Genomic DNA, 14,089 nt, shown 5'->3' with positions numbered 1-14,089 from the left:
ATGTGGATCTGGTCATGCTGAACACATAAAAAAGCCGGCTGGCGCCGGCTTTAAATTTGACCCGGGTTGACCGGAAGACAAGGTCAGCCCCTACGCATTATTCTGCGACCAGAATGGCCGGAATGGTGTCATCTTTGCGCAGCGTCATAATTTCGCAGCCGTTTTCTGTCACCACAATAGTGTGTTCGTACTGAGCGGACAAGCTGCGATCTTTCGTTTTTACCGTCCAGCCATCTTTCATGACGCGAATGCGGTAATCACCGGCGTTGACCATTGGCTCAACGGTGAAGGCCATACCGGCCTGCAAGACGACACCGCCGTCATCGGCATCGTAGTGCAATACCTGTGGCTCTTCGTGGAAGCCCTTACCGATACCGTGACCACAATATTCACGCACGACAGAAAAATCCTGTGCTTCAACAAATTTCTGGATTTCGCGGCCCAGGGTACGCAGGCGAATGCCGGGTTTGATCATGCGCAGAGCCAGATACAGGCTTTCCTGAGTCACACGGCACAGACGCTCACCCTGAATGGTCGGTTTACCGACGATAAACATGGTGGAGGTATCACCGTGATATTCATCTTTAATGACGGTGACATCGATATTGACGATATCGCCATCTTTGAGGATTTTCTCGTCGCTGGGAATACCGTGGCACACCACTTCATTCACAGAGATGCATACAGACTTAGGGAAACCGTGGTAGCCCAGGCTGGCGGAAACCGCATGCTGCTTGTTCACGATATGATCGTTACACAGGCGATCAAGTTCACCGGTGCTGACGCCCGGTTTCACGTGCGCTTCAATCATTTCAAGAACTTCGGCGGCCAGGCGGCCAGCCACGCGCATTTTTTGGATTTCTTCCGGGGTTTTAATTGAAATAGCCATTCATCAGGTCCGCATTTGTCGTCATTTTCGACAATAATAAAGAAAGTGCTGCAATGGTAGCAGTCCCCCCGGACGCTGCCAATTGTAGTTTGTAGCGTAAACTGCTGCTGTGCAGGCGTGAGTGGGCCAATTTCGGTGAATAAGGCAACTACCAGTTGGCTTCAATACCTCATTTATGGTATAAAGCGCGCCGACGATTCTCTGTTCGGTGATTCTCACTGCGATGCGAGAAACGCATACATCTCACTATGTGTAAATAACACACACGTATCGACACCTACGCCGGGGTGCCTTGCTGGTTCGAAAGAGCTGATGGGTCGGTTGTATGGGATACGTGGAGGCTTAACCCCAAACTATATCTATAGAGGTAATCATGGCAACTGTTTCCATGCGCGACATGCTCAAGGCCGGTGTACACTTCGGTCACCAGACCCGTTACTGGAACCCGAAAATGAAGCCATTCATCTTCGGCGCTCGTAACAAAGTTCACATCATCAACCTTGAGAAAACTGTACCAATGTTCAACGAAGCTCTGGCTGAGTTGACCAAGATCTCTTCCCGTAAAGGTAAGATCCTGTTCGTTGGTACTAAGCGCGCGGCAAGCGAAGCGGTAAAAGAGCACGCTCTGAGCTGCGACCAGTTCTTCGTTAATCACCGCTGGTTGGGTGGTATGCTGACTAACTGGAAAACTGTTCGTCAGTCAATCAAACGTCTGAAAGATCTGGAAATTCAGTCTCAGGACGGCACTTTCGACAAACTGACCAAGAAAGAAGCGTTGATGCGCGATCGCGAACTGGCCAAGCTGGAAAACAGCCTGGGCGGTATCAAAGATATGGGCGGCCTGCCAGACGCACTGTTTGTTGTTGATGCAGATCACGAACACATCGCTATCAAAGAAGCAAACAACCTGGGTATCCCAGTATTTGCTATCGTTGATACCAACTCTGATCCAGACGGTGTTGACTTCATTATCCCTGGTAATGACGATGCAATCCGTGCTGTTAGCCTGTACCTGACTGCAGTGGCTACCACTGTACGTGAAGGTCGCTCTCAGGACCTGGCTCAGCAAGCTGAAGAAACCTTCGCTGAAGCTGAGTAATAAGGCTTGCTCTTTAGAGAGCCCTTGTACATCAGATGTGAATCTGTAAGGAAGGGGCCTTAATTGGCCCCTTTATTTTTTCGACTTCGCTTCGCCGTTTGTCATATTTATCCGATAGATTTCACGTTGCAGGAAGGTGGCAACTGAGGGCTGTCCGGGAGCTTACATCAGTAAGTGACTGGAGGGACCGAAGACAGCCAACGCATCTGCGGCTGGAAAGATGAAGGAAAATTCGGCGGGGCAGAATGTTTCTCCCGAGACCAGGCATCTCAAGCGAACGCCGCAAGGCGAGCTGGCAGATGCAAGCTAACCGAGGATTAGAGAATGGCTGATATTACCGCTGCTCTGGTAAAAGAACTGCGCGAGCGCACTGGCGCTGGCATGATGGACTGTAAAAAAGCACTGACCGAAGCCAACGGCGACATCGAGCTGGCGATCGAGAACATGCGTAAATCTGGCGCGATCAAAGCCGCTAAGAAAGCAGGTAACGTTGCTGCTGACGGCGTGATCAAAACTAAGATCGACGGCAACTACGCAGTGATTCTGGAAGTTAACTGCCAGACTGACTTCGTTGCTAAAGACTCTGGTTTCCAGGCTTTCGCTGACAAAGTGCTGGATGCTGCTGTTACAGGCAAAATCACTGATGTTGAAGTGCTGAAAGCACAGTTCGAAGAAGAGCGCGTTGCACTGGTTGCTAAAATCGGTGAAAACATCAACATTCGTCGCGTATCTACTCTGGAAGGCGAAGTGCTGGGTAGCTACCTGCACGGTGCTCGCATCGGCGTTCTGATCGCGGCTAAAAGCGCTGACGAAGAGCTGGTTAAGCAGCTGGCAATGCATGTTGCAGCAAGCAAACCAGAATTCGTTAAGCCTGAAGATGTGTCTGCTGAAGTGGTAGAGAAAGAGTACCAGGTTCAGCTGGACATCGCCATGCAGTCTGGCAAGCCAAAAGAAATCGCAGAGAAAATGGTTGAAGGCCGTATGAAGAAATTCACCGGCGAAGTTTCTCTGACCGGCCAGCCTTTCGTCATTGACCCAAGCAAAACTGTGGGCCAGTTGTTGAAAGAGAAAAACGCAGACGTGACCAACTTCATCCGCTTTGAAGTGGGCGAAGGCATTGAGAAAGCTGAGACAGATTTTGCAGCAGAAGTTGCTGCGATGTCCAAGCAGTCTTAATGATCCGAAAAGAACCGCCAAATGGCGGTTCTTTTTTGCCTGCTTTTGGCAGCGCATTTTCAGTCTCATCCCAATAGTATTTCTCTGATGCTTTTAGGATGATACCGCACACAGTTAACACCCCTTTTCGACGATATCTTCCAGGAAAAAAACCATGGCGACCAATGCAAAACCCGTATATCAACGTATCCTGCTAAAACTGAGTGGCGAAGCTCTGCAAGGTGCTGAAGGCTTCGGTATCGATGCCAGCGTGCTGGATCGTATGGCTCAGGAAGTGAAAGAACTGGTAGAGCTGGGCATTCAGGTAGGTGTGGTTATCGGTGGTGGTAATCTGTTCCGCGGTGCTGGTCTGGCTCAGGCAGGTATGAATCGTGTTGTTGGCGACCATATGGGTATGCTGGCAACTGTGATGAATGGCCTGGCGATGCGCGATGCGTTGCACCGTGCCTATGTTAACGCCCGCCTGATGTCGGCTATTCCGCTGAACGGTGTGTGTGACAACTACAGCTGGGCAGAAGCCATCAGCCTGCTGCGCAATAACCGCGTGGTGATTTTCTCCGCCGGTACCGGTAACCCGTTCTTTACCACAGACTCCGCAGCCTGCCTGCGTGGCATCGAAATCGAAGCCGATGTGGTGCTGAAGGCCACTAAAGTGGATGGCGTGTACTCCTCTGACCCGGTGAAAAATCCTGATGCAGTCCTGCACGATCAATTGACCTATACTGAAGTGCTGGATAAAGAACTGAAAGTGATGGATCTGGCCGCCTTTACCCTGGCGCGTGACCATTCACTGCCAATCCGCGTGTTCAATATGAACAAGCCGGGCGCACTGCGTCGCGTAGTGATGGGTGAAAAAGAAGGCACACTGATTACGCATTAATATCAGTCTGCAGTTAAAAGGGTTAAAATAAGGTATATTCTGCATGTCAGGATTATCTTTAAATGTATTTGAACGGCTTCTGGCTATGCCAGAGGCTGGTGGATCAAACAGAATCCAAGGGTTCCCACGTGATTAACGACATCAAGAAAGATGCAGAAACGCGCATGGATAAATGCGTCGAGGCATTCAAAAACCATATCAGCAAAATCCGTACCGGCCGTGCATCGCCGAGTATTCTCGACGGTATCATGGTCGATTATTACGGTTCTTCAACCCCGCTGCGTCAGTTGGCCAGTGTCACGGTAGAAGATTCTCGTACGCTGAAAGTCAACGTCTTCGATCGCTCTATCAGCGCTGCCGTTGAAAAAGCGATCATGGCGTCTGACCTGGGTCTGAACCCAATGTCGGCCGGCACAGATATTCGTGTTCCATTGCCAGCACTGACCGAAGAGCGTCGTAAAGACCTGATCAAAATCGTGCGCGGCGAAGCTGAGCAGGGTCGTGGGTCTGTGCGTAACGTACGTCGTGATGCGAATGACAAAGTGAAAGCACTGCTGAAAGACAAAGAGATCAGTGAAGATGATGATCGTCGTTCACAGGAAGACGTACAGAAAATGACTGACGTATTTATCAAGAAAATTGATGCTGCGCTGGCCGAAAAAGAAGCGGAGCTGATGGACTTCTGAGTTCGTCATCACCCAATGAAACGCCGTACAGATTGCCGTTCATACGAAGGGTCGGTCTGGCGGCGTTTTGCATTTGTTAACTTCCCCGGCAGGCGTGTCTCCCTTCCCCTGATGGCTGCCTGCGCCGGGTCATTACACAGAGCAGCCTCATGAAACACTTGACGATCCTCGGTTCGACCGGCTCTATCGGGACCAGCACGCTGGCCGTGGTGCGTGCTAACCCTCACTTGTTTGCCGTGAAGGCACTGGTTGCCGGGCGCAATGTGGAACTGATGGCTGAACAATGCCTGACATTTCGCCCGGATTACGCCGCAATGTCAGATAGCAAAGCGGCTGAAGCACTGCGTCTTCGTCTGAAAGATCTGAATGTTGCCACTGAAGTAGTAAGCGGGGAGCAGGCTGCCTGCGATCTGGCCGCGTTGGAGGGTGTGGATCAGGTAATGGCCGCCATTGTTGGTGCGGCAGGATTATTGCCTACCCTGGCTGCAATTCGTGCTGGAAAACAGGTGCTACTGGCAAATAAAGAGTCGCTCGTGACCTGCGGCCGCTTATTCCTGGAGGCAGTAAGTGCCTCAAAAGCGCAGCTGTTGCCCATTGATAGTGAGCACAACGCCATTTTTCAGAGTTTGCCTGCTTCCCTCCAGCAGCAGTTAGGGTACGCTTCTTTAGAAGATAATGGCATTGACAGCATTATCCTCACGGGGTCTGGTGGCCCGTTTCGTGAGACGCCGTTGGCAGAATTACGCCATATGACGCCGGATCAGGCGTGTGCGCATCCGAACTGGTCGATGGGGCGAAAAATCTCTGTCGATTCGGCCACTATGATGAACAAAGGCCTGGAATATATCGAAGCCCGCTGGCTGTTTAATGCGACCGACGCGCAGATGGAAGTGATTCTGCATCCGCAATCCGTTATTCATTCGATGGTACGTTACCGTGATGGCAGTGTGATTGCTCAGCTTGGTTCTCCGGATATGCGTACGCCCATTGCTCACGCGATGGCCTGGCCGCAGCGCGTGACTTCAGGTGCCCAACCACTTGATTTCACACGTATGTCGGCATTGACCTTCTCTGAGCCTGATTATGCACGCTATCCCTGCCTGAAACTGGCTATTGATGCCAGTATTACCGGGCAGGCTGCGACCACCACGCTGAATGCAGCGAATGAAATTGCGGTTGCTGCTTTTCTTGCGTCTGAAATCCGCTTTACCGATATTGCTGCATTGAATGTTGCGGTGCTGGAGACATTGTCCTGCCAGGAACCTTCAAGCGTTGAAGCGGTGATTGCCATTGACCGGGAAGCCCGTGCGGTGGCGAGTGCTTTACTGCCACGTTTTTCTGCAGGAAGGGCCAGCGCGATTTAACGCGCCGCTATTTGTGAGCGCTGGGCGGAGGTGGTATAGTCTTGCCCCACCGTTCCGGTGCCTGGGCGTGATTAAGCGGATAAGTTCGTGCAATTACGGTCTTTTTACGCCGGGCGGGTGAGATCTTTCAGAAGCCATTGCATACCCAAATCATTGGTGCTTCAGCAAGGCGGCAAGGCATTGCTTTCTGTACGCTTACAGCAGTAAGTGGCAGGCGTGAATGTCGGCAGTCAGCGCAGTGGCAGCTTAGAATATGAAGGGTATATTTCTGAATAAGGAAATAATTACGCATTATGTCGTCCGAAAATCAATTACAAACCGATGACCAGCAGGGGGCAGGCCCCCGTCATGTGGCCATCATTATGGATGGCAATGGTCGCTGGGCTAAAAACCAGGGCAAGCTGCGTATTTCTGGTCATAAAGCGGGAGTGAAATCCGTGCGCCGCGCCGTGAGTTTTGCGGTGAGCAATAAATTGGATGCGCTGACACTTTATGCCTTCAGTAGTGAAAACTGGAATCGTCCTCAGCAGGAAGTTCTGGCGCTGATGGAGTTGTTCGTGTGGGCACTCGACAGCGAAGTAAAAAGCTTGCACAAACATAATGTCCGGTTGAAAATTATCGGTGATATCAGTCGGTTCAACACGCGTTTGCAAGAGCGTATTCGCCGTGCTGAAGAACTTACTCAACAAAATAATGGACTAACACTCAACATTGCCGCGAATTATGGCGGACGTTGGGATATTATCCACGGAGTCAGAAAAATAGCAGAACAGGTACAGGAAGGACTTCTTCGCCCGGATCAGATCGAAGAAGAGACCCTGCACCCGTATCTCTGCCTGAATGAACTGGCACCTGTGGATCTGGTAATAAGGACCGGGGGAGAGCATCGGATTAGTAACTTCCTGCTGTGGCAAGTCGCCTATGCAGAGTTTTGGTTTACCGATACTCTTTGGCCTGATTTTGATGAACAAGTTTTTGAAGGTGCACTGAATGCGTTTGCACAACGAGAGCGTCGGTTTGGCGGCGCAACACCCGGCGGCGCATAAGCGCACTGGGGGTAATCTTTGTTAAAGTCTCGCCTGATTACCGCGTTTATATTAATACCTATCGTCATCGCAGCGCTGTTTATGCTGCCGCCGCTAGGGTTTGCCATCACAATTTTAGCGATCTGCATGCTGGCCGCGTGGGAGTGGGGCCAGTTTGCGGGCTTTGCTGCCCGCTCACAGCGCATCTGGCTTGCACTGCTGTGTGGACTGCTACTGGCCTTTATGCTGTTTACGCTGCCTGCTTATCAGCACTCCGTGCATCTGCCGCAGATTAGTGGCGCCTTGTGGGTGTCACTTGGCTGGTGGATTGTGGCGCTGCTTTTAGTCTTGTCCTATCCCGGTTCTGCCGCATTTTGGCGTCATTCCCGCCCATTACGTCTGGTGTTTGGGTTGCTCACCATTGTCCCGTTCTTCTGGGGAATGCTGGCGCTGCGTCAGTATCACTATGAAGCTGACCATTATGCGGGCGCATGGTGGTTGCTTTATGTGATGTTCCTCGTATGGGGAGCTGACTCCGGCGCCTATATGTTTGGCAAGTTATTCGGTAAACACAAGCTGGCACCGAAGGTCTCACCGGGAAAAACGTGGGAAGGCTTCTTCGGCGGACTGGTGACATCAGCTTTACTCTCATGGCTGTTTAGCGTGTTCGCTCCGCTTCAGGTGCCATTGTCGACATTGCTGATTTGTTCGATTACTGCCGCGCTTGCATCGGTCCTGGGTGATTTAACCGAGAGCATGTTTAAACGCGAAGCGGGCATTAAAGACAGCGGCAGTCTTATTCCAGGTCATGGCGGTATTCTTGATCGCATTGACAGCCTCACGGCAGCTGTACCGGTGTTTGCCTGCCTGTTGCTGCTGGTCTTTGGGACGCTGTAGGGAAACATTATGTTGAGCGTACTCTGGAGTTTTGCTGCCTTTATTGTTGCACTGGGGATATTAATCACCGTGCATGAATTCGGCCATTTCTGGGTAGCCCGCCGTTGCGGCGTGAAAGTTGAGCGCTTCTCCATTGGCTTCGGCAAAGCGTTGTGGCGACGTCGTGACAAGCAAGGCACTGAGTACGTTATCGCGTTGATCCCGCTGGGCGGCTACGTCAAGATGCTCGATGAGCGTGTGGAAAGCGTCCCGCCAGAACTCCGCCATCAATCCTTCAATAATAAAACGGTCCTGCAGCGTGCCGCCATCATTAGTGCCGGCCCCATCGCTAATTTCATCTTTGCCATCTTCGCCTATTGGCTGGTGTTTATCATCGGCGTTCCGGGTGTACGCCCGGTTATTGGTGAAATAGTGAGCGGATCGCCCGCTGCTGAAGCGCAAATTACCCCAGGTACGGAACTTAAAGCCGTTGACGGTATCGAAACGCCTGATTGGGATGCTGTGCGTATGGCACTGGTTGCGAAGATTGGTGATGAAAGCACCACGTTAACCCTTGCGCCATTCGGCAGTGAAAAAACCAGTGATAAGACAGTGAATCTGCATGATTGGCAGTTTGAGCCAGACAAGCAGGATCCCGTGACGTCATTGGGGATACAGCCGCGTGGACCACAGATCGAATCGGTGTTGGCACAGGTGCAAAAGGACTCCGCTGCAAGTCGAGCGGGTTTGCAAGCTGGCGACAGGATCGTTAAAGTCGATGGTCAGCCTTTGGACCAGTGGCAAAATTTTGTTGCCACAGTACGCGATAATCCAGGTAAAGATATAGCCATTGAGGTGGAGCGTCAGGGCAGTACGGTCAGTTTGACACTGACGCCGGACGTTAATCCTCATAACAAGGCAGAAGGATTCGCCGGAGTAATACCGCGCATTATTCCTCTGCCTGAAGAGTACAGAACGGTGCGCCAGTATGGCCCGTTTGCCGCAATTGGTGAGGCCAGCGCGAAAACCTGGCAACTGATGAAGCTTACGGTCAGCATGCTGGGCAAACTGATTGTTGGTGATGTGAAGTTGAACAATCTCAGCGGGCCGATTTCGATCGCGCAGGGTGCTGGGATGTCAGCGGAATACGGTTTGATTTACTACCTGATGTTCCTCGCTCTGATAAGCGTGAACCTTGGAATTATCAATCTGTTCCCATTGCCAGTGTTAGATGGTGGCCATTTGCTGTTCCTGCTGATCGAAAAGATCAAGGGAGGGCCGGTGTCCGAGCGAGTTCAGGACTTCAGTTATCGTATCGGCTCGATTGTGCTGGTGCTGTTAATGGGGCTTGCGCTATTCAATGACTTCTCAAGGCTATAGTTTACCAATCGGTAAGTTGTCTGTGAGAACTAGTTAGGAAGATTGCAGAAAAACGATGGCGATGAAAAAGTTGCTCATAGCGTCGCTGCTGCTTAGCAGCGCTACCGTATACGGTGCAGACGGATTCGTGGTGAATGACATTCACTTTGAAGGCCTGCAGCGAGTCGCCGTCGGTGCGGCATTGCTCAGTATGCCAGTCCGCGTTGGAGATACTGTCTCCGATGAAGATCTCAGTAACACCATTCGTGCACTGTTTGCCACCGGGAATTTTGAAGATGTTCAGGTCCTGCGCGACGGCAATACGCTGATCGTCCAGGTGAAAGAGCGTCCGACCATTGCCAGTATCACTTTCTCCGGTAACAAAGCGGTGAAAGAGGACATGCTCAAGCAGAACCTTGAAGCATCCGGCGTGCGCGTGGGTGAAGCTCTGGATCGCACCACGATCTCCTCGATTGAGAAAGGCCTGGAAGACTTCTATTACAGCGTCGGTAAATACAGTGCCAGCGTGAAAGCAGTGGTTACGCCACTGCCACGTAACCGTGTTGACCTGAAGCTGGTGTTTACTGAAGGTGTTTCTGCTCAGATCCAACAGATCAACATCGTGGGTAACAAAGCGTACAGTTCAGATGAACTGATCTCGCGCTTCCAATTGCGTGATGAGGTGCCATGGTGGAACGTCGTCGGCGATCGTAAATACCAGAAACAGAAACTGGCAGGCGACCTTGAGACCCTGCGCAGCTTCTATCTGGATCGCGGTTACGCACGATTTAATATCGACTCCACGCAGGTCAGTCTGACGCCAGATAAAAAAGGTATCTACATTACCGTTAACATTAATGAAGGCGAGCAGTACAAGCTTTCTGGTGTGTCGGTGACGGGGAATCTGGCGGGACACTCAGCAGAGATCGAAACGCTGAGTAAAGTCACCCCAGGTGAACTGTATAACGGTTCCAAAGTGACGCGCATCGAAGACGACATTAAGAAACTGCTGGGTCGTTATGGCTACGCTTATCCGCGTGTGCAGACACAGCCAGAAATTGATGATGCTAACAAAACCGTGAAGTTGCGTATCAATGTGGATGCGGGCAACCGTTTCTATGTGCGCAAAGTCCGTTTCGAAGGTAATGACACCTCTAAAGATTCTGTTCTGCGCCGCGAAATGCGCCAGATGGAAGGTGCCTGGTTGGGCAGCGACCTGGTCGAGCAGGGTAAAGAGCGTCTGAACCGTCTGGGTTACTTCGAAACCGTCGATACTGACACTCAGCGTGTGCCAGGCTCGCCTGACCAGGTTGACGTTGTGTACAAGGTGAAAGAACGCAACACCGGTACATTGAACTTCGGCGTGGGTTACGGCACCGAGAGTGGCGTGAGCTTCCAGGTCGGCGTCACCCAGGATAACTGGCTGGGTACGGGTAATACCGTTGGCATCAGCGGAACCAAGAACGATTACCAAACCTATGCTGAATTCTCACTGACTGACCCGTACTTCACGGTTGATGGTGTCAGCCTGGGTGGTCGCGTCTTCTATAATGACTTTAAAGCGGACGATGCTGACCTGTCTGACTACACCAACAAAAGTTATGGTGTGGATGGAACGCTGGGCTTCCCGATCAATGAGAACAACAGTTTGCGTGTTGGCCTGGGCTATGTTCATAACAGCCTTTCTAATATGCAGCCTCAGGTTGCCATGTGGCGCTACCTGCGTTCTGTGGGGCAGAATCCAACGCTGTCTGGTGATGAAGACTACTCCGCAGATGACTTCACCTTTAACTATGGCTGGACGTATAACACCCTTGACCGTGGGTTCTTCCCAACGGCGGGTAACCGTACCAACCTGAACGGTAAAGTGACCATCCCAGGTTCCGATAATGCCTTCTACAAAGCGACGCTGGATACGCAACAGTATCTGCCACTGAACCAGGATCGTACCTGGGTTCTGTTAGGTCGTGGTCGTGTGGGTTACGGGGATGGCCTGAGCGGTAAAGAAATGCCGTTCTATGAGAACTTCTATGCCGGTGGTTCCAGCACCGTTCGTGGCTTCCGTTCCAATAACATTGGTCCGAAAGCGGCTTACCTGAATAACGGTTCTTCTGACTGTTCAGGTACCGATGTGAATAAGGTGTGTAACTCCGATGATGCTATCGGTGGTAACGCCATGGCGGTTGCCAGCGCAGAGCTGATCACCCCGACACCGTTCCTGAGTGAGAAGTACGCGAACTCTGTACGTACGTCCCTGTTTGTGGACGCTGGTACTGTGTGGGACACCAAATGGGAAAACACTGCCGCCACCCGTGCAGCAGGTATCCCGGACTACAGCGATCCAAGCAACATCCGTATGTCAGCCGGTCTGGCATTGCAATGGATGTCCCCTCTGGGCCCGCTGGTGTTCTCTTACGCCCAGCCGTTCAAAAAGTATGATGGAGATAAGGCCGAACAGTTCCAATTTAACATTGGTAAAACCTGGTAATTCGGATTTGCACGGAAGCACTGCAAGAGAGTATCGCGCTTACTCTGTTTGAAAGAAGAGCGGGTAAGCGCAACACATGTGTCCGTGACACAAACGTTGATGGTGAGGAGTTTTATAGTGAAAAAGTTGTTGTGTGCCGCAGGTCTGGGTATTGCTCTGGCGGTTTCCGCCGGTGCTCAGGCTGCTGATAAAATTGCAGTGGTGAACGTTTCCAGCATTTTCCAACAGTTACCAGCGCGTGCGACCGTTGCGAAACAATTGGAGAACGAATTCAAAGGCCGTGCAACTGAGTTGCAGGGTATGGAACGTGATCTGCAAACTAAAATGCAGCGTCTGCAGCGTGACGGTTCTACCATGAAAGCAGCCGAGCGCAGCCGCATGGAAAAAGACGTGATGGCGCAGCGTGAAGCGTTCTCATCGAAAGCGCAGGCTTTTGAGCAGGACAACCGTCGTCGTCAGATGGAAGAACGTAACAAGATCCTGAGCCGTATTCAGGACGCCGTTCAGAAAGTGGCTGATAGCGAAGGTTACGATGTTGTAATCGATCAAAATGCGGTTGCTTACGCTGCTAAATCTAAAGACATCACTGCTGATGTTCTGAAACAGGTTAAATAATTCATGTATTCAATTCGACTGGCTGATTTAGCCCAGCAGTTGGATGCAGAATTGCACGGAGATGGCGATATCGCCATCTCCGGTATTGCTTCTATGCAATCCGCCCAAACCGGTCAGATCACGTTTCTTTCAAACAGCCGTTACCGCGAGCAGCTCGCAGCCTGTCAGGCTTCAGCCGTGGTGCTCACTGAAGCGGATCTGGAATTTTTCCCTGGCGCTGCGCTGGTGGTTAAAAACCCGTATCTGACCTACGCCCGTATGGCACAGTTGCTGGATACTACGCCGCAACCTGCCAAAAATATCGCCCCCAGCGCCGTGATTGATGCGAGCGCACAGCTTGGCAATAATGTCTCGATTGGCGCGAATGCGGTGATCGAATCTGACGTTGTCCTTGGCGATAATGTTGTTATCGGCCCGGGTTGCTTTGTGGGTAAAAAAGCACGTATTGGTGCCGGTAGCCGCTTGTGGGCCAACGTTTCTGTCTACCATGAAGTTGAGATTGGTTGCGAATGCCTGATTCAGTCTGGCACAGTGATCGGTTCTGATGGCTTCGGTTATGCTAACGATCGTGGCAATTGGGTGAAAATTCCCCAGCTTGGCACGGTGATCATTGGCGATCGTGTAGAAATTGGTGCTTGTACCACCATCGATCGCGGTGCTCTCGATAACACCCAAATAGGGAATGGTGTTATCATAGATAACCAGTGCCAGATTGCTCACAATGTGGTGATTGGCGACAACACCGCAGTGGCCGGTGGCGTAATTATGGCTGGCAGCCTGAAAATTGGCCGCTATTGCATGATTGGCGGTGCCAGCGTGATTAATGGTCATATGGAAATTTGTGACAAAGTTACCGTCACAGGGATGGGAATGGTGATGAGGCCAATCACTGAACCTGGAGTATACTCCTCCGGGATTCCGCTACAGCCCAACAAATCCTGGCGCAAAACTGCAGCTCTGGTGATGAACATCGATGAAATAAGCAAACGCTTAAAAGCCATCGAACGCAAGGTCGGCAAAGACTAAGCGCGTCAACATCACGCTGCCCGGCTTTCATAAATACAATATGCGAAAGCGTTAGCGTACAGAAAAATTTGCGGCCTGCAGACGATGGGATGATCGTTGCGGGCCGTGTCATTGATGCCATCAGAATTTTTAGGACAGGAAGAGTATTTTGACTACTGAAACTCATACTCTGAAGATTGAAGAGATTATTGAACTTTTACCGCACCGTTATCCGTTTTTGCTGGTTGATCGCGTCCTTGAGTTCGAAGAACACAAGTTTTTGCGTGCAGTAAAAAACGTCTCGGTCAACGAACCGTTTTTCCAGGGCCATTTCCCTGGTAAACCGATTTTCCCCGGTGTGCTGATTCTGGAAGCAATGGCACAGGCAACGGGTATTCTGGCGTTTAAAAGCGTAGGGAAACTTGAGCCGGGCGAGCTGTACTACTTTGCCGGTATCGACGATGCGCGTTTCAAGCGCCCTGTGGTACCTGGCGATCAAATGATCATGGAAGTCACTTTCGAAAAAACCCGCCGTGGTGTGACACGCTTTAAAGGTGTGGCCACTGTAGACGGTAAAATTGTCTGCGAAGCAACGATGATGTGTGCCCGCAGCCGGGAGGCTTAATT

General features: G+C 51.3%; 13 protein-coding genes. 12 read left to right on the top strand and 1 reads right to left on the bottom strand.

The annotated features are described in order from the left end of the window. Positions 1–97: 97 nt before the first annotated feature. Positions 98–889, bottom strand: coding sequence for a type I methionyl aminopeptidase (gene map, locus WH279_RS05550; protein ID WP_200643793.1), 792 nt, complete (start codon positions 887–889; stop codon positions 98–100). Between the two features lie 373 nt (positions 890–1,262). Between map and rpsB the strand changes: the two genes are divergently transcribed. From rpsB to fabZ, 12 genes are all read left to right on the top strand, one after another. Beyond that, positions 1,263–1,988 carry a 30S ribosomal protein S2 gene (gene rpsB, locus WH279_RS05545; RefSeq protein ID WP_200643794.1) on the top strand — a complete coding sequence of 242 codons (726 nt, stop codon included), beginning with the start codon at positions 1,263–1,265 and terminating at the stop codon, positions 1,986–1,988. Positions 1,989–2,312: 324 nt separating this feature from the next. Next, positions 2,313–3,164 (top strand): translation elongation factor Ts, encoded by an 852-nt coding sequence (gene tsf / locus WH279_RS05540; RefSeq protein ID WP_200643795.1) that lies wholly within the window; start codon positions 2,313–2,315, stop codon positions 3,162–3,164. Positions 3,165–3,318: 154 nt separating this feature from the next. Then, positions 3,319–4,044 carry a UMP kinase gene (gene pyrH / locus WH279_RS05535; RefSeq protein WP_062747112.1) on the top strand — a complete coding sequence of 242 codons (726 nt, stop codon included), beginning with the start codon at positions 3,319–3,321 and terminating at the stop codon, positions 4,042–4,044. 128 nt (positions 4,045–4,172) lie between these two features. Beyond that, positions 4,173–4,730 (top strand): ribosome recycling factor, encoded by a 558-nt coding sequence (frr, locus tag WH279_RS05530; RefSeq protein WP_339455248.1) that lies wholly within the window; start codon positions 4,173–4,175, stop codon positions 4,728–4,730. 149 nt (positions 4,731–4,879) lie between these two features. Then, the gene (gene ispC / locus WH279_RS05525) at positions 4,880–6,094 is read left to right on the top strand and encodes a 1-deoxy-D-xylulose-5-phosphate reductoisomerase (RefSeq protein WP_339455247.1); all 1,215 of its coding nucleotides are present in this window, start codon (positions 4,880–4,882) and stop codon (positions 6,092–6,094) included. A 293-nt stretch (positions 6,095–6,387) separates the two neighbouring features. After that, positions 6,388–7,140 carry a (2E,6E)-farnesyl-diphosphate-specific ditrans,polycis-undecaprenyl-diphosphate synthase gene (ispU, locus tag WH279_RS05520; RefSeq protein WP_200643798.1) on the top strand — a complete coding sequence of 251 codons (753 nt, stop codon included), beginning with the start codon at positions 6,388–6,390 and terminating at the stop codon, positions 7,138–7,140. An 18-nt stretch (positions 7,141–7,158) separates the two neighbouring features. Further along, positions 7,159–8,016 (top strand): phosphatidate cytidylyltransferase, encoded by an 858-nt coding sequence (gene cdsA, locus WH279_RS05515; protein ID WP_339455246.1) that lies wholly within the window; start codon positions 7,159–7,161, stop codon positions 8,014–8,016. Between the two features lie 9 nt (positions 8,017–8,025). Further along, complete coding sequence (gene rseP / locus WH279_RS05510) at positions 8,026–9,375, top strand: sigma E protease regulator RseP (protein WP_339455245.1); 1,350 nt, start codon at positions 8,026–8,028, stop codon at positions 9,373–9,375. A gap of 55 nt (positions 9,376–9,430) precedes the next feature. Beyond that, complete coding sequence (gene bamA, locus WH279_RS05505; RefSeq protein ID WP_339455244.1) at positions 9,431–11,842, top strand: outer membrane protein assembly factor BamA; 2,412 nt, start codon at positions 9,431–9,433, stop codon at positions 11,840–11,842. Between the two features lie 117 nt (positions 11,843–11,959). Then, entirely contained in the window at positions 11,960–12,457 is a 498-nt protein-coding gene (gene skp, locus WH279_RS05500) for a molecular chaperone Skp (protein ID WP_200643802.1), read from the top strand. 3 nt (positions 12,458–12,460) lie between these two features. Beyond that, entirely contained in the window at positions 12,461–13,483 is a 1,023-nt protein-coding gene (gene lpxD, locus WH279_RS05495) for a UDP-3-O-(3-hydroxymyristoyl)glucosamine N-acyltransferase (protein ID WP_339455243.1), read from the top strand. A 148-nt stretch (positions 13,484–13,631) separates the two neighbouring features. Further along, on the top strand, positions 13,632–14,087 hold the full coding sequence (gene fabZ / locus WH279_RS05490; RefSeq protein ID WP_133842187.1) for a 3-hydroxyacyl-ACP dehydratase FabZ: 456 nt from the start codon (positions 13,632–13,634) through the stop codon (positions 14,085–14,087). Positions 14,088–14,089: the final 2 nt, after the last annotated feature.

This window comes from Erwinia sp. MYb375, from assembly GCF_037479175.1.
In the GTDB taxonomy this organism is placed as follows: domain Bacteria; phylum Pseudomonadota; class Gammaproteobacteria; order Enterobacterales; family Enterobacteriaceae; genus Erwinia; species Erwinia rhapontici.
Note: the sequence above shows the minus strand (reverse complement) of the source record. Positions and strands in the feature narration are given on the sequence as shown.